Here is a 19,689-nt window from a genome sequence, read left to right on the forward strand (position 1 = left end):
GACTGTCATCGATCATCCCTGATCGCAGTCGGGCGCCGTTCATCGCGTCGAGGAACTACCGACCATTCCGCTCACACCCTTGACGCGATACCGTACGAACAGCGATTGCGGTTGACGCTGCAATCACCGAGGAGATCATTGTGATTCCCACAGAACCCACCGATTCCGGCGCGCAGTCGCCCGAACCGGCGCGGCCGGGCTTCGAGATCGAGGACCTCACCGTCGGCGCTCACGCACATGGTTTCGGCAGGTCCGACGGTCGGACTTTCGCGTTCCGCGTACGCAAGAGCGTGTTGTTCGTCGAGGTTTACGGCGAATACTGCGAGCACAGTGTGCCGACCCCGTCGGATGTCATCGCTACGGCCGAGCGATCGGTGACCGATATCGATCTGACCGACGAGCGAAGCATCGCCGGTGTGGTCCGCGACGCAGTTCTGTCGACGGAGACTGATTGGTCACAGCCCGGTCCCGGTGACGGAGTTCGTGAAGGCGACGGTCGCAGCCTGCCGACGGTGAGAGCCGTCCTCAACAGGCTGGGATCGATCATCGATTCTGTTCGGTGAATTCTCGGCGCGGGATCACCAGGGTTGCTCCGGTCTTCGGATGCGGGAACACCTCGACCGGATATCCGTAGACGCGGGTCAGAAGCTCTTCGTGCAGCACCGATCCCGGGGGACCGTCAGCGGCGATGCGGCCATTTTCGAGCACGACGATCCGATCCGCGTACGCCGCAGCCAATGCGAGATCGTGCAACACGACGACGACGGCATCGCCGTCCGCAGCGCGGGCGCGCGCCACGGACATCACCGCCTCCTGGTGTCCGAGATCGAGTGCTGCCGTCGGTTCGTCCAGCAGGATGGTCGACGTCTCCTGCGCCAGTACCCGCGCAAGTGCGACTCGCGCCTGCTCGCCGCCGGACAGCACGGCAAACGGCCGATTGGCGAACCCCTCGACATCGCAGGTCTTCATCGCCGCGGTGATGGCAGCGCCGTCGCGGTCTTCTCGGCGAGTTCCGGCCCAGGGTGCGCGTCCCATGCGAACGACCTGGCGAGCACTGAACGAAAATCCGATGGTGTGTTTCTGGGGGAGCACCGCGCGCCGGCGCGCCATGTCGATCGGCGACCACTGAGTGAGGTCGGTGCCGTCGACGTCCACCCGCCCGGCGACGACGGGCTGATCACCGGCCAACGCCGCAAGAAGTGTCGACTTACCGGCGCCGTTCGGTCCGACGAGGACGACGACTTCTCCGGCCCGGACTTCGATGGACACGCCTTCGAGAATGTGCCGACCACCGCGCTCGACGGTGATGTCGCGTGCCTCGAGGGTGACATCACCGACGCCAGGGCTCTCCGGTTCGGGGGTGGCGCGGCCGAAGAGTTCGCGCCAGTTTCGTACGAGGTTGCTCATGCCCACCCGCCCTGTTGTGCGCGAGTGCGTCGGAGAAGCCAGAAGAAGAACGGTCCACCCACCAGAGCGGTCAGCATTCCGAGGGGCAGGTCCGCGTTGTCGATCAGCGACCGCGAGCCGAGGTCTGCGACCAGCAGAACCAGTGCGCCGGCGAGGGCGCTCGCGGGAATCAGCGCGCGGTGGCCAGGTCCGACGAGAATGCGCATCAGGTGCGGAACGACCAGACCGACGAAGAGGATGATGCCGGTGAAGGCAACACTCGCCGAGACCAGGAGAGCGACGATCAGTACCGCGAACTGGCGCAGCCGTTCGACGTTGACGCCCAGGTGACGGGCCGCGTGTTCACCGAGCGCCAGCAGGTCCAGGCGTGGGGCGATCATCATCGTCGCGGCGATCCCGACGACGGTCATCGGGGCCACGATCAGGACTGCGTTCCAGGAAGCGCCGTTGAGTGAGCCGAGTTGCCAGAACACGATCTGATCGCGAGCAGACGGGCTGGCGACGAAGGTGAAGAAGGCGATGAGACCGCCGGCGAACGCGTTGATCGCAACGCCGGTCAGCACCAGCGTCACCACTTCGGTTCTTCCCTCGTGCCGAGCGAGCAGATACACCGCAGCGGTGGTGACCAGTCCGGCGACGAACGCCGCGGCAGCTACAGCCCAACCGGCCACGAACGTGCCGCCGACGACGATGACAGCGCTCGCGCCGACCGCCGCACCCGCGGACACTCCGATCACTCCGGGCTCGGCCAGCGGATTGGAGAACACACCTTGCAGAAGCGCACCGGAACATCCCAGCGCCGCGCCGACACAGATGGCGAGCACGACGCGGGGGAAACGAACCTCCCACAAGGTCACTTCACCGCTGGGATGTGCGGGCATCGGACCGAGATCGAGCCCGATGCGGTGCAGGATGCTGCCCAAAACCTCGAGTGGCGACGTCGGAACCTGACCGATGCACGCCGACAGCACTGCGACGATCACCAAAGCGAGAGTCAAGCTGATCAGAACCGCACTCACCCGCGACCGCGACGCGGGGCCAGACGCCGACTTGTCGGCGCCCTTGACGTCGTGTGAATCCTCGGTTCCGGACCCAGTCTTACCTGGGTCGGAACTATCTGTTTCTGTACTCACGAATCAGCACTCACAAATCTCTGCTCACGATCCACCGGGCTCGTAGATCGCTTCGGCAAGTGCCGCCATGACACGTCCGGTGTTCGGCCCGAAGCTGAGCAACACGCCGTCCTCCATGTCGACTACTCGTTTGTTCTTTCCAGCCGGTGTCTGAGCAATGCCAGGGACCTTTTCGAGGCCGTCGATACCGCCGATCGATGCCAACCCGTCCGTCATCATGAGCAGGGCGTCCGGTGCGGCGGCAATGAGCGCCTCGCTGGTGATGGGCACGAACTGTTGTGTGATGCCCGAGGCGGTTCCTGCATCGGTGGCGCCGAGTGCCTCGATCAAGGAATCTGCTCCGGACCCTTCACCGCCGATCATGGTGATGGCCGATCCGCGCATGTAAAGGAACGCGATCTTCAGTGGATCACCCTCGGTAGGGACCAGATCACGAGCTCCATCGATCTCCGATTCCGTCCGATCGACCAGCGCCGCGCCCTGGGCGGGGACGCCGAGCGCGTCGGCGACGGCCTGGAGTTGTCCCGGCACACCCTCGAGTGTTCGGGTCGGATCGAAGAAGACGACTGGAACACCGGCGGCACGCAACTGATCCTGGACGCTCTTGGGCCCGATACTCGTGTCGGTGAGAACCACGGTGGGATCGAGGTCGAGGATCGCCTCGGTATTGAGCGATTGGCCGCCGACCGTGACAACCGGCACATCCGCGACTGCGGGGAACTTGGCTGCGGTGTCGCGGCCGACAAGATTGTCACCGAGGCCGAGCGCCACCGTCGTCGTCGCGAGCGTCCCGTAGCGGTCGGCCGCAACGATCCGGCTGTTGTCGGTGATGGTCACGTCGACGCCGTCGAAGCTCTTCACCGTCACGGGCAGTGTTGCGGTCGGGTTGTCGGACACGGGAACCGGGCCGGAATCTTCCAGTACCGCGGTCCGGGCACCCAGAGATGTCGTGGAATTATCGCTGGACCCGCAAGCCACCAGACCCAAACCGGCTGCTGCGACCAGTGCCGCCGCGGCCAAGCGCTTCATCATTTGACGAGGTAGCTCTCGATGTCGCCTTCGAGGTCGGCGAACAGGTCGCCGTTGAGGCGGTACGCCAGATTCACCTCGTCGATGAAACGCTGCTGTTCCTCGGCAGGAATCTGCAGTGCATCCAGATTCGAGCGGTAATCGTCCTTGAAGGGCTTCGGCTTGGGGATGCCTTCGAAGATGTAGAAGCGAAGTCCGTCGGTCTCGAATCCGTAGGCGCGCTCGAGCATGCGGCGGATGATCTGTCCGCCGGACAGATCGCCCATGTAGCGCAAGTAATGGTGTGCGACGAAGCCGGCGGGCCAGTCGAACGCCACCTCTTTCAGCCGCGCGATGTAGCGCTCGGTTGCCGGCAGTGCCACGAGTTCGTCGCGCCAGTTCGGTCCGCCCAGGAATTCGAGATCGGCCTCGAGTGAAGCCACCCGCAGCAGATCCTCGGACAGGAACGGAGTGACCAACTCGTTGTCGGCGTGTGTGCGGCCGGCCTCTTCAAGGCTGGTGTAGACGAGGTAGGTCTGTCCCAGAAGCGCGGCATAGCCTGCGGTGGTCAGCTCACCGCCGAGCAGAGCACCCACGAAACGCGACTGCTCGGTCTCGCGGTGCGCTGCGTCCGTCTCTGTCTTGATTCGTTCGGAGAAGGCGGGGCCTGCGTCTGCGGAAAGGCTGTCTGCGTCGAGCGTGGTCATGGATTCTCCTGAGGCTGTAGTAAAGCGTTGCCTACTAGGTTAGCCTGCCCTCGCCAAGGCGATACCTTCGGTATTTCGATCAGCGGGACGAACTAAGCGCTCACGTCGTCGAGAGCCGCTGCAATCGCTTTCGGCAGTTCCAATTCTTCGGTTGCCAGTACTCCTGTCAACTGGGCGAGATCACGCGTACCGACGACGGCACTGGCCACCCCGGCACGATCGCGCGCCCAGGCCAGTGCCACCGCCAGTGGGGAAGTACCCAGACCGTCGGCGGCGGTAACGACGGCGTCGACCACCCGGATCGAGGAATCGGTGAGGTAGCTCTGAACGTCCTGTGAATGTGCTTCGTCGGCGCCGCGGGAATCGACGGGAATGCCGTCGCGGTATTTGCCGGTCAGCACGCCGCCCGCGAGGGGTACGGCGGCGAACACTCCGACGCCGTGATGGGCGGCCGCTGCGAACAATTCCTCCTCGACGCCGCGTGCGAGCAGTGAGTACTCGGCCTGCGTCGCGGCGAGTGTTGTTGCGCCACCGGCTCCGACGGCCGTCGCTAGCTGCCAGCCGAGGTAGCCGCGCACCCCGACGTACCGCACCTTGCCGCTCGCGACCGCGTAGTCGAGGGTTGCTGCAACCTCGTCGACGGGCGTGAGCGGATCCCAGGTTGCGACCTGCCACATGTCGAGGAAGTCGGTTCCGAGTTCACGAAGAGTCGCATCGAGTTGGCGGAGCAATCCGCGCCGCGAGCAGTCGACGCGGTCGGTGCCGATCGGAGTGGGATCGATTCCGGCGCTCGAGCTGATGATGAGTTCGTCACGCGGAACGACGTCGTCGAGCAACTCGGCGAGGATCCGTTGCGCCGCACCGGCGCCGTACGCGGGCGAGGTGTCGACCAAGGTTCCGCCGGCCTCGGCGAAGGCGAGCAGCTGCGCCGCAGCCTCGTCGCCGTCCGTGTCGCGTCCCCATGTCAGTGTGCCGAGTCCAAGTCGCGAGACCCGAAGTCCGCTCGTTCCGACAGATCTGTGCTTCATAACCGCCTGCATCTCGCGCCCGACTCGTGTGCGCAAGTGCGGCACCCGAGAGATCTCACCACGTGCAGACTAGTGGGCGCTCGCCCCGAGTCGGGGTATTCGGACACGGACGTGCCGGGCGCGGCGTGCGGCAGCGAGCACCGGTAGCGTGGCGCCGGTGAAACGTGAACCCGACACACGAAACCTGTGTGCAGTAACCCCATTCGAATCAGCCGGGATCGGTGAGTGATGGGCGAAGCGATGACCTGGCTCCAGGCCGTGATCCTGGGCCTCGTGCAGGGATTGACCGAGTTTCTGCCCATCTCGTCTTCCGGACATTTGCGAATCGTGTCGGAGATATTCTTCGGCAGCGACGCCGGTGCGTCCTTCACCGCGGTGACGCAGCTCGGCACCGAGCTGGCAGTGCTGATCTATTTTGCGCGGGACATCGTGAGGATCATCACTGCCTGGTTCCGGGGTGTGTTCAACGCCGAGCACCGGGGCGATCTCGACTACCGCATGGGTTGGTACGTCATCATCGGCACCATTCCGGTCGGCATCCTCGGCTTCTTCTTCAAAGACCAGATCCGTACCGGCGCACGCAATCTGTGGTTGATCGCCACGATGCTGATCGTGTTCGCGCTTGTCATTGCCGCTGCCGAGTACTACGGGCGCAAGACTCGGCCCATCGAAACGCTCACAGCGCGCGACGGCATCATCATGGGTTCGGCGCAGGCACTCGCGCTCATCCCGGGCGTCTCGCGCTCCGGTGGCACGATCAGCGCCGGTCTCTTCCTCGGGCTCACCCGTGAGGCCGCAGCTCGTTACTCGTTCCTCTTGGCGATTCCGGCAGTTCTCGCCTCCGGCCTGTTCAGCCTTCCGGACGCTTTCGAACCGGCAGGTGAGGGCCTGAACGCGAGCGGCCCGCAGTTGCTCGTGGCGACCGTCATCGCCTTCGCGGTCGGCTACGCAGCAATCGCCTGGCTGCTTCGCTTCGTGGTGAATCACTCCATGTACTGGTTCGTCGGATACAGAATCGCTCTCGGCGTAGTCGTCCTTGCGCTGCTGGCCACAGGGGTCGTGTCCGCGACATAGAGCCCGTTTCGGCGTCGACCACCCGTCCGTCGGGCCACCGCCCATTAGGGTTGTGGAATGACAGTTGTCCTACTGCGGCACGGGCGGTCGACGTCCAACACTGCCCATACCCTGGCCGGTCGAACGCCGGGTGTGGAACTCGACGATCACGGCCGGAAACAGGCTGAAGGCGTCGTCGATCGGCTGGTCGGTCTGGACATCGCGGAGATCGTCCGCTCGCCGCTGTTGCGGTGCGAGCAGACGGTCGGCCCCATTGCCGTCGACCGTGGTCTGACGCCGGTGGTGGAGGATCGCCTCATCGAGGTCGACTACGGCGACTGGACGGGCCGCCCTCTCAAGGAACTGCTGGAGGAACCGCTCTGGAAAGTGGTGCAGCGCCACGCTTCCGGTGCGGTGTTCCCGGGCGGTGAAGGACTGGCCCAGGTGCAGGCGCGAGCCGTTGCCGCGATCCGTGAGCACGACGCACGGCTGGCCGAAGAACACGGCAAAGACGTCGTCTGGATCGCGTGCACGCACGGTGACGTCATCAAATCGGTTCTCGCCGACGCGTTTGCGATGCACCTCGATTCGTTCCAGCGCATCGTCGCCGAGCCCGCTTCGGTCAGCGTGATTCGGTACACGGCCACGCTGCCGTTCGTACTGCGGGTCAACGACACCGGAGACGTGCTCGCAGCGATCGGTGCAGCGAAGGCCGCGACCAACGGCTCGGCTCCCGCGCAGGAGTCCGTACCCGGCGGAGAGGTCGGTGCGTGAGCTGTGACGGATAATGGGTACTCAGTGATGTTCTGCTCGAACTCGAGGAGGTGCAATGTCGCGCGCGATTCACGTATTTCGCACTCCTGACCGATTTGTCGCAGGAACGGTGGGCGAACCCGGTGACAGGTCTTTCTATCTCCAAGCCGTGCACGAAGCACGGGTGGTGAGTGTGCTGCTCGAGAAGCAGCAGGTTCAGGTTCTTGCCGATCGCATGGGGCTACTCCTCGAAGAGGTGCATCGCCGGTTCGGAACCGAGGTTCCGCCGCAAGCCGACGACGTCTCCGATCTCAGCCCGTTGGTCACACCACTCGACGCGGAGTTCCGGGTCGGCACGATGGGGCTCGGTTGGGACGCCGATGCCGGGGCGGTCGTCGTGGAGCTGCTTGCCGTCAGCGAGACGGAGTTCGACGAATCGGTTGTCCTCGACGACGCCGACGACGGTCCCGACGCGGTCCGTGTGTTTCTGACACCTGAGCAAGCGCGCGAATTTTCACTGCGGTCCGAACGCGTCATCGCGGCAGGACGCGCGCCGTGCCCACTGTGTGGTGAACCGTTGGCGCCCGAGGGACACGTCTGCATCCGCACGAACGGATACCGCCGCGGCGAGTCCTTCGGTTTTGCGATCGACGACGCAGACGACGACGAGGTCTGACGTCGTGGCCGAACCTGGAGCGCCGGACGTTCTGCTCGAGGGTGATCTGACTCTGATCGGTCAGATCACCACGGCGAGCAACGCCACGCTGGTGTGCGAGTCGACTCTGGGGGAGCAGTCCACCCGTGTGGTCTACAAGCCGGTGCGTGGGGAACGTCCCCTGTGGGATTTCCCGGACGGCACTCTGGCGGGGCGTGAGGTCGCGTCGTATCGCGTGTCCGAGGCGCTGGGCTGGGGAGTGATTCCGCGAACAGTGTTGCGGGACGGTCCTTTCGGTCCAGGAATGGTGCAGCGGTGGATCGACACCGTTGATCGCCGCGCGGACGGATCAGGCGGCCTCGAGATGGTCGACCTGTGCAGTCCCGGTAATGTTCCACCCGGGTGGTTCGAGGTTCTGCAGGCCTTCGACTCGGAGGGTGAACCCGTCTCCCTCATCCATGCGGACGATCCGCGGCTGCAACGAATGGCCGTTCTGGACGTCCTCATCAACAATGCCGACCGCAAGGGTGGTCACGCCCTCGAGGGCGTCGACGGCTCGGTGTACGGGGTTGATCACGGAATCTGTCTTCACTCGGAGAACAAGCTGCGGACGGTGTTGTGGGGGTGGGCCGGGCAGCCCGTACCGGGCGCCTTGATTACCGACGTCGCCGAATTCGCGACAACTCTCGACGGGGGTCTCGGAGACGAGTTGTCCGGGCTGATCACCGAGGAAGAGATCGTGGCTTTGGCGGTGCGGGCGATGCAGTTCGCAGAGTCCGCTGTGATGCCCGAACCGAACGGCCATCGAACGATTCCCTGGCCTGCTTTCTAATCGCCCGAATTTTCCTGCTGTTCGCGAGTTGCCGTCTTCAATCCGGGTGAGCGAACCAATCGCAGTAGTTGTTCTCGCAGCGCGGCGACATCCCCGACCCCGACGGTCAACGCCGCATCTTCCTTCTCGAGCGTCAGTAGTCGCTCGTACGTCCGTCGGCCGGCGTCGGTTATCGCGATCACGCGCCGACGCTCGTCCCGCGGATCGGTGTCTCGGGTGACGTAACCCGCTCGTTCGAGACGGTCGATCGTGCGACTCATCGTCTGATCGGTGACCCGGGCATTCTTCGCGATGTCGCGTTGCGACGCCGGTCCACCAGCGATCGAATGGAGCACGATGAGACCCGCGTGAGTCATATCCTGAGACCGCAGAACCTTCTCCCACGAGTGCTCTACCAGGCGTGCAGCGGTGGACAACAGTCGGCCGGTGGGCCAGTCGTCCAGGCCGTCGCTGCTCATGTTTTCGCCTTCCGGTTGCAATTACTCAGCATACTGAACAAAATAGTCGACAAGTCCTCTCTGTTGCCGATCCCTGGAGACCCAGTGAGCACACCAGTACAAAATCGTCCTGTTCGACGCCTTCGATGGATTGTGCCAGCTCTCCTCGTGATCGGCTGGCTGGCAATCGGAGGGTTCGGGGGGCCGTTCGCCGGAAAGCTCAGCACGGTGCAGCAGAACGACAACACCTCGTTCCTGCCCGCGTCAGCCGAAGCCACCGAGGTGGCGAAGCTTCAAGAGAGCTTCACGGACACACGCTTCGTGCCGGCCATCATCGTGGCGGAACGATCGGGTGGACTCGAACCCTCGGACTCCACCTTCCTGTCCCAGACCGTCGATTCATTCGTCGGTACCGAGGGGTTCGGTGACGCGTCATCGCCGCCGATCCCGTCAGCCGACGGCCAGGCACTGCAGATGTTTTTGCCGGTCGACAGCACGCTCGAGGTCAAGGACAGTGTGAAAGCGCTGCGCACGGCGCTGGAATCGAGCCCTGATGGACTCACGGTCAAGGTGACCGGACCCGCGGGGCAGGTTGCGGATCTTTCGGCAGCATTCGCGGGCATCGACGGATTGCTGTTGTTGGTCGCCGGGTCCGTAGTGATCTTGATTCTGATCGTCGTCTACCGGAGCCCGATCCTGCCGTTCGTCGTGATCTTCTCGGCGATCTTCGCCCTCGGTTTGTCGAGCTTGCTCGTATATCTGCTCGCGGACGCAGACGTCATCGCCTTGAACGGTCAGAGTCAGGGAATCCTGTTCATCCTCGTGTTCGGCGCCGCCACGGACTACGCGCTACTCCTGGTCTCGCGCTACCGCGAGGAGTTGCGGATCGAGAAGGACAAGTACGCGGCGATGCGTACCGCGTGGCGCGCGACGCTCGAACCCGTCGCAGCGTCGGCCGGAACGGTCATCGCGGGCGTTCTGTGCCTGTTGCTCTCCGACCTGAACTCCAACCGCGGACTCGGTCCGGTGGCGGCCATCGGGATTGCTGCGTCCTTCCTCGCGTCGATGACATTCCTACCCGCGATGCTGGTTCTGTTCGGGCGAACTGCCTACTGGCCGACCAAGCCGAAGTTCGACGCCGACCGGGAGCACCACGACGAGGCGAACGATCACCGGTTCTGGGCCGGGCTCGCTGCTCGAATCGGAAGGCATCCGCGGCGCTTCTGGGTGGCGTCGACGTTGGTGTTGGTGATCTTCGCCCTGATGATGCCGCAGTTCAAGGCCAGCGGTGTCTCTTCGTCCGACATCTTCTTGCTCGACGTCGATTCGGTTGCAGGCCAGGAGATTCTCGGTGAGCACTTCGACGCCGGTTCAGGGTCGCCGGCCGTGGTCATCGCCAATGCCGACCAGGTCGATGCGGTCGCGGCAGCAAGTCGCGTCGACGGTGTCAGTGATGTGAGTGTCGTCCAGAACGGGGGAGTGCCTCTGGTGGTCGACGGACGAGTCTCCCTGCAGGCGACGCTGACTGACGCCGCCGACTCACTCGAGGCCGAGGACACAATTGTCCGGTTGCGTAATGCAGTTCACTCCGTGGAGGGCGCCGATGCGTTGGTGGGCGGCGTCACTGCGACCGATCTCGACACCAAGACCACGTCGACTCGGGACCGGACTCTCATCATTCCGGTGGTGATCATCGTGGTGTTCGTCATTCTTTCGCTCCTGCTGCGTTCGCTTCTGGCGCCGTTGCTCCTCATGGGCACCGTTGTGCTCTCGTTTGCTGCGACACTGGGCATTTCGTCGCTGGTGTTCGACCACGTCTTCGGTTTCCCCGGTGCGGATCCTGTGGTTCCGCTCTTCGCATTCGTGTTCCTCGTGGCGCTGGGAATCGACTACAACATCTTCCTCATGACGAGGGTGCGGGAGGAAGCGCTGAAGATCGGCACTCGCGCGGGTGCTCTGCGGGGACTCACAGTCACCGGCGGGGTGATCACTTCTGCCGGAGTTGTTCTGGCAGCAACCTTCTCGGCGTTGGCGGTGATCCCGCTGTTGTTCCTCGCGCAGATCGCGTTCATCGTGGCGTTCGGCGTCCTGCTCGACGCCCTGATCGTCCGATCTCTGCTGGTACCGGCCTTGACCTACGACATCGGTCAGAAGATCTGGTGGCCGAGCAAGCTCGCGTCGACGCCCGAACCGGAGCAGGATCAGCCAGCACCCTCCCAGCCTCAGAGCAGCCTCCACTAGGCTCGGCAGCATGCAGTCTTGGTCCGATACCGCACTCCCGTCCGTTCCCGGTCAGGGGCCGCCGTTGCGGCTGTACGACACAGCCGACCGTCAGGTTCGTCCCGTCACGCCGGGTAAGAAGGCGACGATGTACGTCTGCGGCATCACCCCGTACGACGCCACCCACCTCGGTCACGCGGCCACGTACCTCACGTTCGACCTCGTGAACCGCATCTGGCGCGACGCCGGACACGACGTTCACTACGTCCAGAACGTGACCGACGTGGACGACCCGCTGTTCGAGCGCGCCAATCGCGACGGCGAGGACTGGATGGTCCTCGGCATGCGTGAGACGGCACTCTTCCGTGAGGACATGGAAGCGTTGCGGGTTCTACCGCCGAAGGACTACATCGGCGCCGTCGAGTCGGTGAACGAAGTAGTCGAGTTGGTGGAGAAGTTCGTGGCGTCCGGCGCCGCTTACGTCGTCGACGACGCCGAGTTCGCCGACGTCTACTTCCGCGCCGACGCGACCGAGCAGTTCGGTTACGAGTCGGGGTACGACCGCGCGACGATGGAGAAGTTCTTTGCCGAACGCGGCGGAGATCCCGATCGCGTCGGCAAGCGCAATCCGCTCGACGCACTTGTCTGGCGTGCGGAGCGTCCGGGCGAGCCCTCGTGGCCCTCGCCCTTCGGGCCGGGACGCCCCGGTTGGCACATCGAATGCGCCGCCATTGCGCTCAACCGCATCGGCTCCGGATTCGACGTCCAGGGCGGTGGCAGCGACCTGATCTTCCCGCACCACGAGTTCTCGGCTGCGCATGCCGAATCGGCAACGGGTGATCGCCGTTTCGCGCGGCACTACGTGCATACCGGCATGATCGGCCTCGACGGCGAGAAGATGTCGAAGAGTCGTGGAAACCTGGTCTTCGTCTCCAAGTTGCGCGGCGAGGGGGTGGACCCCGCAGCAATCCGTCTCGGACTGCTCTCCGGCCACTACCGCCAGGATCGCGCGTGGACCGAAGAGGTCCTCGAGGATGCTCAGTCGCGTCTGAAGGTGTGGCGGGAGGCAGCGGCCCTCGGCTCCGCACAGTCCGTCACCGACACCGTCGCACGGTTGCGTCAGCACCTGGCCGACGACCTCGATACCCCGAAGGCTCTCGACGCGCTCGACGGTTGGGCACGCCGCGCAATAGAAGGTGGCGGATCCGACGCACAGGCACCCGGCGAGTTCGCCGATGCCGTGGATGCGTTGCTGGGTATTTCGCTTCGCTGAAGTCCCCCCCGTGCGCGGTTGAGGAGCCTCTGCGGTCCTCAACCGCGCACAGCAGTTTCTAGGCGTAGTCCAACGCACCCTCGGCTGGGGTCGGCACCCGGCGCCGTAGCGGCGAGCCCAGCGCCCGCGCCAGATCCGTTCCGTCGTGCTCGGCGAGCAGCTCACCGTTGGACCACACCAGAAGCGCGGCGCTGACCGCCTGTTCGGCCGTGGAGTGCGCGAGGTCGTAGTGCGCACAGCCGGGGACGTCTGCGTACGTGATCCACAGGTCGTAGCCGGTCATGAAGAGATCCAGGTCGAACTGAACGCTCAGGCCGAGAAGCTCGCTGCGACCGTTGTCGTCGACACCGGCGAAAGCCTCGTCGAGTGCCAACAGACGCGGGGCGTGCGGGTCGGCCGAGTCCAACATGACGTGCGCCGCGGCGAAGAGCGGAAGGTGCAGCGAAACCGACTGCTCGCCACCGGACAGTGCGCTGTGCCGCGCAACAGTAAGCCGATCTTCCTTGCCCTCACCGCTGATGAGGGTGAACGAGAACACGCGCCACTGCCGGTAGTCGAGCGCCGAAGACAAGATCTCCGGGTACGAGCGTTCGGGGTGTGCAGCGCGGGCGGTGCGGATCTGGGTCGCGAAATGCGCTCGCAGAGTCGCAAGTTCGTCAACCCCGAGGGCCGACGCATCTCGATCCAGCAGCTTGGAGATCGCCCGCGAGCTGTCGTCGAGGTTGTCGGCGAGCACCCAGTGAACGCCGATGGTGTTGCCCGAGGACATACGACGCTCACGCATCTCGGTGCCCATCTGTGCGATCAACTCTCGTGCGTCGACTGTGCGCTCATGGATCTGCTGAGCCAATCCGGTCAGGAGGGCATCTTCGAGAATTCGACGCTCGGATTCGGTGAGCAACTGCTCCTGATCGCCGCGAGCATCGTGGATCCGCGTGGCGAATTCACCGATCGACGAATAGCCCTGATCGTCCTGCACTCGTACGACGGTCAGTCCGTCCGGTGCATCCCACTGCAGACGGTAGTCCTGTCCGGCTGCTGCGAGTTGGGCGTCGAAGTCCTGCAACGCCGAGGTCAGTGCTGTGCGGGTTGCCTTGCGGGCGCCGTCGGTGACGCGTACCGCCGAGGTCGCAGCCTCGAGCGCTCGGTACAACTTGTCGACGTCTTCGGGGAGGACGGGCGGGTGGGCCGCGTCCTCGCTGCGATCTTCGTTCTGGATGCGGTAGACCAGCTGATCGGGGCTCATCCACGCCGCCGAACTTGCCGGCCAGCTCAGATGTTCCTTGACGCCCAACAACTCGAGAAGATCCGGGCGAGCATAGGGTGCGAGTCGTTCTGCATCACTGCGGGTTTCGGTCAGGGTGTGACGCAACGTCTCGACAGCGGTGTTGTATGCACCCTCTGCCGTGCCGATCTGGAGCACCGCAGCGTCGTATGCCTTTCGCGCAGCACGCTGTTCGACCTTGCATTCTTCGATCTTCGCGCGCGCTTTTGCCAGGTCGAGATCGATCTGCTCGGCGCTGGCACCGAGAGTGTCGCGGAGCGTCTCGAGACGCTGCACCTGCTGGAGCAGACTCTCCTCGGCGATGGCGGCTTCTTCGGCGAATTCCTCGGCATTGGCGCGTGATTCGTCGAGGCGGTCGCGGGACTCGCGCTCGAGTTCTACTTCCTTGGCGTGCTCGCGCCGGCAGCGCAGCGCCAGTTCACCCTGCTTCTCGAAGTGCCGGATCGCCGCGGCGAGGGAGTCCAGTTCACGGCCGACGTGCGGCGTCCGGTGCTGCGACGCCGTCGCCCGGAGTTGCTTTTCCTTCGCCGCGAGATCGGCGATCGCCGCGTCGAGTTCGCGTTGCGCTGTTTCGGTGGCCTCCGAGCGAGTGCGGAGAGCACCGGCGTATTCGGTGACGGTCTTGAGTGCACGCAGGATCGAACCGGTCTTCGGCAATTCCTTTGCCGCAGAGTTGATCCGGCTCAACTGCTCGTTGGTCCGCGTCACCAGTGACTTGGCTGCATCGACTGCTGCGGCAAGCTCTTCCAGGGCCGCGTCGATCTCGGTGATCCGAGCTTCGCGTCGACGCGCCCGTGCTGTCGTGCCGATGTACTCGGCGTCGGCTTTGACGTGGCGGCCACGCGCGACGCCCTGCCAGAAGCGACCGTCGACGCCGATCGCGACGCTTGCATCGGAGTCGCCCGGTGCCTCGACGAGACTGATCGACGCGAGAATCTCCTGTACCCGAGCGTCGGGCACGTCGGCATTGCCTTCGACCTCGAGGACATCGGCCAGCGTTCGTCCCTTCGGACGCTGCTTGACGGGTAGAGCGGTCAGGAACTGCTCGCTGACGTGATCGGGAATCTTCTCGTCCGGGCAGACCCAGCCGTCCAGCAGATTTGCTGCCTGGAGCGCGGATTCGATACCTGTAGCCACGTCCAGTTCGACGGAGTCGGCGAAGCGGACCAACTGCCACAGCGGTGCACCGCCCAGTTCACTGCGGTTGTCGGTGCGTGCGTGGAAGGCCGGCGGAGCGTCGTCGTGTTCCGCCGAGACGGCTTTGCGCTCGGATTTGAGAGCCGCGATGGAGGCGTGTGATGCCGAGATTTCCGCTTCTGCTTCGCGCCGACGCTCGCGCAGCGTCTCGGTTCCTGCGTCGGTGTGCTCGGCGAGAACTGCGGACAGCGCCGGAGCGTCCTCGTCGCCGACCTCGGCGAGCGCTGCGTCGAGAGCCTCGAACAGCGACGTGTCGGCGCCGACAGCCGAGAACAGAGAGGAGTGATCGGTCCACCACGCGCGCAGCCCACTGGCGCACTGACTGCGTGCGAGTTCCACGGCAGCTTCGCCCTCGAGCACCGCTGCCTTGGACGCTTCGAGCAGCTCTTGTCCACGGCGAGAGCTGTTTTCAGCCCGGGTTCGTTCGGTCGCCGCCTTCTCGACGGTCGCCAGAGCGGTGCGGACAACGCGTACGTCACCGTCACGCTCCTCGGCATGGCCGCGGACGGCTGCCGTTATCTGGTCACTGCGTGAGCCGTCGGGCAGGGGAGTCCAGACGATGCCTGCGTCCTCGGCTGCTGCCTGCAGTTCGTCCTCGGCACGCGAGAGTGCTTCGGCCGCACGCTTGACCGACGATGCGGCCTTGTCGGCTTCGTCGCCGCGTTGTGCGAGTGCGGCCTGCGCTTTTCGTGACTTGTCTGCCTGCTGCTCGGTCGAGAGCTTCAGCGTCGCGACGGCCTGGGCGAGATCGTCGAGTTGCTGCTTGCCTTCATAGGCGCTCGAGCGTTGCAGTGCTTCGACATTGGCGCGCGCGTTCTCGAGTGCCTGCTCGGCCTGGTTGAAGCGTTCCTCGGCAGCTGCCCGCGCCTCGCGGCTGCGGGTCTGGGCGAGCGACGACTCGTCCATGGCGGCAACACCTCTGGTGACCGCTGCGAGGCGGGTGCTGACCTGTTCGATCTCTCCGCGGGACTGTTGACGCAGGTACTTGGTGTAGACCCCGATGAAACTCTGTGCCGCCTGATCAGCTGCCGCCAGCCCCTCGAGCGCCCGGCCGACCTCCTCCATGTCGCTGAACGAACGCGCAGCTTCGAGGACCAGCTGGTCGTCGAGCGGGCGGAGGCCGTCTGTGAGCGCCTGCGAGAGGCCCTTCGGATCAAGGTTCTTCGCGAGCTGGGGGCGACGAAGCGTGAGAATGAGGTTGATCAGCTGGTCGTAGCGCTGCACACCGAGACCGAACATCCGCGCGTCGATCGCGGTGCGGTAGTCGAGGGGACGGTCGGTGATGGAATCGCTGCCGAGTTGTTCGGCCAACTGCTTCTTGGTGAGGGGACGATCGTCGTTGCCGATCAGCGAGAAGTCGACCCCGACGCGGCCGTCGGCGACGAAGTACCAGCGAGTGACCTTGTCATTGGTGCGTGTTGCACGCATGCCGATTCCCACGGTCACCGACTCGGGATCTTCGAGTGAGCCGCGGCAGAACTCCATCCACACGTAGGAGTGCGCGCTGTCCTGACCGCGGTAGAGCAGGTTGGATTTCATGGTGCGCTCTTCACCGGCGAACGGGTTGAGGCGCCGCGGTTCGATGCGGCCGTCGAAGACGAACGGGAACAGGACCTCGAGGGCCTTGGTCTTGCCGGATCCGTTGGGTCCTCGCAGAACCAGTCGACCGTCGGCGAACGAGAACTCTTGGTCTCGGTAATCCCAGAGGTTGATGATTCCAGCCCGAGTAGGTCGGAAGCGGGCGTTGCTCATACGTTCTCTACCTCTGATAGTTCGCCGTTGGGGGAAGGTTCGGGGCCGAATTCGTCGACCGGATCCGGGGCGGAGTTGTCCACCGCGAAGTCGATCTGAGGGTCGCGTTCGCGCACGGAGACCACGACGTCTCGGTACCGGGCCAACACGGGTAAGACCAGAACTCCGCCGTCGACCACGTGCGTCAGGCGTAAACGCTGCAACAACCCGAGCGCCTGCTTGCGCAGTCCGTTGTGATCGGCCTGCCACTGCGCCGCGAAGGTTCGCCCGAACTGGTCCACCAACTCGGTGACCTTGTCGGCGAGCCAGTCGTCGTCGATTTTCGGGTACGTGACGGGTTCCGGTGGCTCGGTCGGTTCGCCGGCAGGAAGCGCGAATTCTTCTTCCTCGTCGGCGAGGTCCTCGAAGATTCCAGCCTCGGGGATGGCGGCATCGAGCTGTTCGATCAGGTGATCGTCCGACACGTGCGGGATCGGAAGTTTCGGCAATTCGGGAGCGTCGACGTCGAGTACGCGGTCGGCAATCTCGCCGGCCAAGAGAAGCGCTACCTGAGCGATCGTTCCGGTGCTCGGGAAGCGGACGTCGGAGAGTCGACCGGTGGGATCGATCATCGCGATTCCCTCGGCGCGACGCTCGGCCACCAACCCCGTCAGGAGTTCGACTTCCGACGCGGTCTTGGGCTGCGCCAACGCGATCAACTCGTGCTGATCGAGTTCGCCGGCCAGTACGACCGGGCGCTCGACGAGAGCCCGACGCACCCGGCGCCCGATCTCTTTCGCGTCCACGGGAATTCCGTCGTCCTCGGAGGCACTCGAGGTCTCCGCCGCCAGTAGCCCTCGGATGGAGTGCAGGTGCTGCAGGGCGCGCGGCGGACGGAACAGGGCCACGACGACGGAACGATCTATGTCGTAGAGCGCCTCTCCCGCTTCGGGATTGGACGCCCAGCCGTTTGCGTCACCGTCGGCGAGGGCGATGGCGCCCCGGACGCCGAGCCAGCCGACGGCATCGACGAAGGCGTCGCGGTCCGACGCACGATCGGTGGACAGCTCGACGCCGTCGACCTGCGCGGCGTCGGCCGCGACGTGATCGGCCAACTCCGACAACGTGATCTGGTTTCCGGCGCGGCCAAGAGCGGCCAGGCACAACGCCAGGTATGCGTAGCGCGTGCGATCGAAAGTTCGCTCGGAGGCAGTTCTCGCCGGTGCCGACGGGTTGAGTCGATCCGACACCGTGAACAGGCGCGCGGTGGTCTCTGTCACCTCGAGGCGGTAGCCGAACAGTTCGAGTAGGTCGTCACGCAGCTCGGTGGCCCAACGGCGCAAGAGCGGCAACGCAATTCGATCCGGATACGTCGAGGTGATCAGGTGGTTGGACAGAATCACGCGCGCCGCTCGTTGGTACGAATCGAGGGCAAGGGGCGTGATCTCGCGAGCTCTCATCGAACACTGACCTCGATACCGTCGAGGTGCATACGCCCGCGGGCGGTTTTGATGGTGGTCGAACCGTCCGAGGGACTCAGCGTCAGCTTCACCCCGTTCTCGCTACCGGTGGAGCTCTTGACGCGTCCCACCACCGGAACGCGCGCGGTCAATGCTGCATTGAGCAGACTCAGCAAAACTTCGGTCTCCTGCTCGTTGAGTTCACGCTGATAGACACCGTTCGACGCGAGAGATTGCGCGGCGGCGCTGCGGGTACGTTGCGCCGCCAACTGCTCTTCGCGCAGTCGGCGGATGCTGCCGTCGTTGCGGGCGACCTTGCTCGGCAATCCGGGTGAGGGCGGACGGCCGGTTTCGGCGAGGGTTCGTGCGATCTCCACCGGCGGCGCCTCCCACCACGAACGCGAGTGAGAAATGATGTCGGCGTCCGGATGCACCATCGAGAGATGGCGTGGACGGCCGAGGTCGAACACTGCCTGGAACAGAGCATGAGCTGCGTCTTCGGACGGGGTTGCGGCAAACCAGCCGGCGAGGTGCCGGAGCTGGCTCTCGCGGCTGACGCCGCCGCGACGGGTCTCCGTGACGCGGCGAAGGAGGGCCAGAACCGCGGCGATCGCACTCATCGTGCCTTCACGGAGGCGTTCGGATTCGCTGATCCCCGATTCCGCGGAGACGAACCAGGCGGTCAATCCTCGCCACCGCGCCGCCCAATCGTCTTCACGTTCAGTGATCGGGACGAACACCCGCTCGTCACTGGCCGCGGCGAGGCGGATCATGCGATCGACACCGGTGGATTCGACGTGCTCGATCGCTTCTTTGAGCTTGGGGGCGTAGCGCGCCAGGTCGGAACTGAACTCGCGCATGTGAGTCAGCAGAGCGTCCTTGTGCGTGAGGAAAGCCTGCGGAGTGATCTCCGTGGTACGTACCAGGTCGCCCAGTGTCAGATAGAAGTGCGCGGCTCGATCAGCCATGTCCGAGAGCGTCGAGTCCAGGCGCTTGAGCTTGCGGAAGATCAGGTCGCCGTCGGAACTTCGGTTGGCTTCGGCGAGTTCGGACATGTCTGCGAGCAGATCCGCCAAGGCGAGACGCGAAAGCGACGCCGAGTCCAGGCGGGCAGCAAGAACGTCTTCGACTGATCGATAGACCTGGTATCCGGCCTGGCCGAACTGGTAGACGAAGTGTCGATTACGGTACTCGGCCAGCGTGGCCGCGCGGGTGCCGTCGTAGCTGCGCTCGAGGATCTCCCAGACGTGAAGCTGATCCAACAGGGGAGTGACCTCCGCCGCCGACAGATCGGCCGCCGGATCCGAGCCACCGATCTTCTCGAGGATGTGCGCGACGGTTCCGGCATGCAGCAGCACGGTGTAGTTGGCCCGAGCATGGTCGAAGGCACGAAGCACCCAGAGGTACTCGGCCCGTTTTTCCGCGATCGTGAACGAAAACAGCTTCAGTCGATTGGTGTCGGCGTACGCGGCGTAATCGGGCGCACTCGTTTCTTCCACCATGACAGGGT

Annotated in this window: 16 protein-coding genes; 7 read left to right on the forward strand and 9 right to left on the reverse strand. The window is 64.6% G+C overall.

All coding sequences use genetic code 11. The features are described from left to right. The first annotated feature begins 140 nt into the window (after nucleotides 1-140). Nucleotides 141-563 (forward strand): hypothetical protein, encoded by a 423-nt coding sequence (locus ACSW29_RS20805; protein ID WP_317829064.1) that lies wholly within the window; start codon nucleotides 141-143, stop codon nucleotides 561-563. On the opposite strand, the gene ACSW29_RS20810 is transcribed toward ACSW29_RS20805, so the two are convergent. From ACSW29_RS20810 to ACSW29_RS20830, 5 genes are all read right to left on the reverse strand, one after another. Next, on the reverse strand, nucleotides 544-1,407 hold the full coding sequence (locus ACSW29_RS20810) for a heme ABC transporter ATP-binding protein (RefSeq protein WP_448278197.1): 864 nt from the start codon (nucleotides 1,405-1,407) through the stop codon (nucleotides 544-546). The genes ACSW29_RS20805 and ACSW29_RS20810 overlap by 20 nt on opposite strands. After that, nucleotides 1,404-2,426, reverse strand: coding sequence for a FecCD family ABC transporter permease (locus tag ACSW29_RS20815; RefSeq protein ID WP_347873118.1), 1,023 nt, complete (start codon nucleotides 2,424-2,426; stop codon nucleotides 1,404-1,406). The genes ACSW29_RS20810 and ACSW29_RS20815 overlap by 4 nt, the downstream gene beginning before the upstream one ends. A gap of 138 nt (nucleotides 2,427-2,564) precedes the next feature. Next, nucleotides 2,565-3,572, reverse strand: a complete 1,008-nt coding sequence (locus tag ACSW29_RS20820) for a heme/hemin ABC transporter substrate-binding protein (protein WP_448278198.1) — start codon at nucleotides 3,570-3,572, stop codon at nucleotides 2,565-2,567. Beyond that, on the reverse strand, nucleotides 3,569-4,255 hold the full coding sequence (locus ACSW29_RS20825) for a biliverdin-producing heme oxygenase (RefSeq protein ID WP_283304768.1): 687 nt from the start codon (nucleotides 4,253-4,255) through the stop codon (nucleotides 3,569-3,571). The genes ACSW29_RS20820 and ACSW29_RS20825 overlap by 4 nt, the downstream gene beginning before the upstream one ends. 92 nt (nucleotides 4,256-4,347) lie before the next feature. After that, nucleotides 4,348-5,283 (reverse strand): aldo/keto reductase, encoded by a 936-nt coding sequence (locus ACSW29_RS20830; protein WP_317829061.1) that lies wholly within the window; start codon nucleotides 5,281-5,283, stop codon nucleotides 4,348-4,350. A gap of 228 nt (nucleotides 5,284-5,511) precedes the next feature. Between ACSW29_RS20830 and ACSW29_RS20835 the strand changes: the two genes are divergently transcribed. The 4 genes from ACSW29_RS20835 to ACSW29_RS20850 are packed head-to-tail and all read left to right on the forward strand — an operon-like array spanning nucleotide 5,512 to nucleotide 8,576. Then, nucleotides 5,512-6,357 (forward strand): undecaprenyl-diphosphate phosphatase, encoded by an 846-nt coding sequence (locus ACSW29_RS20835; protein WP_230815760.1) that lies wholly within the window; start codon nucleotides 5,512-5,514, stop codon nucleotides 6,355-6,357. 57 nt (nucleotides 6,358-6,414) lie between these two features. Beyond that, nucleotides 6,415-7,110 carry a histidine phosphatase family protein gene (locus tag ACSW29_RS20840; RefSeq protein ID WP_003946173.1) on the forward strand — a complete coding sequence of 232 codons (696 nt, stop codon included), beginning with the start codon at nucleotides 6,415-6,417 and terminating at the stop codon, nucleotides 7,108-7,110. A gap of 55 nt (nucleotides 7,111-7,165) precedes the next feature. Then, on the forward strand, nucleotides 7,166-7,765 hold the full coding sequence (locus ACSW29_RS20845) for a DUF3090 domain-containing protein (protein WP_030537532.1): 600 nt from the start codon (nucleotides 7,166-7,168) through the stop codon (nucleotides 7,763-7,765). A 4-nt stretch (nucleotides 7,766-7,769) separates the two neighbouring features. After that, nucleotides 7,770-8,576: an SCO1664 family protein gene (locus tag ACSW29_RS20850; protein WP_448278199.1), complete on the forward strand. Its 807-nt coding sequence runs from the start codon at nucleotides 7,770-7,772 to the stop codon at nucleotides 8,574-8,576. On the opposite strand, the gene ACSW29_RS20855 is transcribed toward ACSW29_RS20850, so the two are convergent. After that, nucleotides 8,573-9,034 carry a MarR family winged helix-turn-helix transcriptional regulator gene (locus ACSW29_RS20855; protein ID WP_317829059.1) on the reverse strand — a complete coding sequence of 154 codons (462 nt, stop codon included), beginning with the start codon at nucleotides 9,032-9,034 and terminating at the stop codon, nucleotides 8,573-8,575. The genes ACSW29_RS20850 and ACSW29_RS20855 overlap by 4 nt on opposite strands. A 129-nt stretch (nucleotides 9,035-9,163) precedes the next feature. On the opposite strand from ACSW29_RS20855, the gene ACSW29_RS20860 reads away from it, so the two are divergent. Beyond that, nucleotides 9,164-11,254, forward strand: a complete 2,091-nt coding sequence (locus ACSW29_RS20860) for an MMPL family transporter (RefSeq protein ID WP_448278537.1) — start codon at nucleotides 9,164-9,166, stop codon at nucleotides 11,252-11,254. A gap of 10 nt (nucleotides 11,255-11,264) precedes the next feature. Then, nucleotides 11,265-12,506 (forward strand): cysteine--1-D-myo-inosityl 2-amino-2-deoxy-alpha-D-glucopyranoside ligase, encoded by a 1,242-nt coding sequence (mshC, locus tag ACSW29_RS20865; protein ID WP_448278200.1) that lies wholly within the window; start codon nucleotides 11,265-11,267, stop codon nucleotides 12,504-12,506. A 58-nt stretch (nucleotides 12,507-12,564) separates the two neighbouring features. Here the strand turns inward: mshC and ACSW29_RS20870 are convergent, their stop codons facing one another. From ACSW29_RS20870 to ACSW29_RS20880, 3 genes are read right to left on the reverse strand one after another with little or no spacing between them, the layout of a single operon-like run. After that, nucleotides 12,565-16,740 carry a TIGR02680 family protein gene (locus tag ACSW29_RS20870; protein ID WP_448278201.1) on the reverse strand — a complete coding sequence of 1,392 codons (4,176 nt, stop codon included), beginning with the start codon at nucleotides 16,738-16,740 and terminating at the stop codon, nucleotides 12,565-12,567. Further along, nucleotides 16,737-18,179 (reverse strand): TIGR02678 family protein, encoded by a 1,443-nt coding sequence (locus ACSW29_RS20875; RefSeq protein WP_283304761.1) that lies wholly within the window; start codon nucleotides 18,177-18,179, stop codon nucleotides 16,737-16,739. The genes ACSW29_RS20870 and ACSW29_RS20875 overlap by 4 nt, the downstream gene beginning before the upstream one ends. Next, entirely contained in the window at nucleotides 18,176-19,681 is a 1,506-nt protein-coding gene (locus ACSW29_RS20880) for a TIGR02677 family protein (protein WP_317829054.1), read from the reverse strand. The genes ACSW29_RS20875 and ACSW29_RS20880 overlap by 4 nt, the downstream gene beginning before the upstream one ends. Between the last annotated feature and the right edge of the window lie 8 nt (nucleotides 19,682-19,689).

This window comes from Rhodococcus sp. GB-02, assembly GCF_053470465.1.

What these genes read in the sequence shown, in the direction of transcription:
- ACSW29_RS20825 (WP_283304768.1), bottom strand. Translation starts at nt 4,255, where the DNA reads ATGACCACGCTCGACGCAGACAGCCTTTCCGCAGACGCAGGCCCCGCC.
- ACSW29_RS20810 (WP_448278197.1), bottom strand. Translation starts at nt 1,407, where the DNA reads ATGAGCAACCTCGTACGAAACTGGCGCGAACTCTTCGGCCGCGCCACC.
- ACSW29_RS20820 (WP_448278198.1), bottom strand. Translation starts at nt 3,572, where the DNA reads ATGATGAAGCGCTTGGCCGCGGCGGCACTGGTCGCAGCAGCCGGTTTG.
- ACSW29_RS20840 (WP_003946173.1), top strand. Translation starts at nt 6,415, where the DNA reads ATGACAGTTGTCCTACTGCGGCACGGGCGGTCGACGTCCAACACTGCC.
- ACSW29_RS20880 (WP_317829054.1), bottom strand. Translation starts at nt 19,681, where the DNA reads ATGGTGGAAGAAACGAGTGCGCCCGATTACGCCGCGTACGCCGACACC.
- ACSW29_RS20835 (WP_230815760.1), top strand. Translation starts at nt 5,512, where the DNA reads ATGGGCGAAGCGATGACCTGGCTCCAGGCCGTGATCCTGGGCCTCGTG.
- ACSW29_RS20830 (WP_317829061.1), bottom strand. Translation starts at nt 5,283, where the DNA reads ATGAAGCACAGATCTGTCGGAACGAGCGGACTTCGGGTCTCGCGACTT.
- ACSW29_RS20875 (WP_283304761.1), bottom strand. Translation starts at nt 18,179, where the DNA reads ATGAGAGCTCGCGAGATCACGCCCCTTGCCCTCGATTCGTACCAACGA.
- ACSW29_RS20845 (WP_030537532.1), top strand. Translation starts at nt 7,166, where the DNA reads ATGTCGCGCGCGATTCACGTATTTCGCACTCCTGACCGATTTGTCGCA.
- mshC (WP_448278200.1), top strand. Translation starts at nt 11,265, where the DNA reads ATGCAGTCTTGGTCCGATACCGCACTCCCGTCCGTTCCCGGTCAGGGG.
- ACSW29_RS20870 (WP_448278201.1), bottom strand. Translation starts at nt 16,740, where the DNA reads ATGAGCAACGCCCGCTTCCGACCTACTCGGGCTGGAATCATCAACCTC.
- ACSW29_RS20855 (WP_317829059.1), bottom strand. Translation starts at nt 9,034, where the DNA reads ATGAGCAGCGACGGCCTGGACGACTGGCCCACCGGCCGACTGTTGTCC.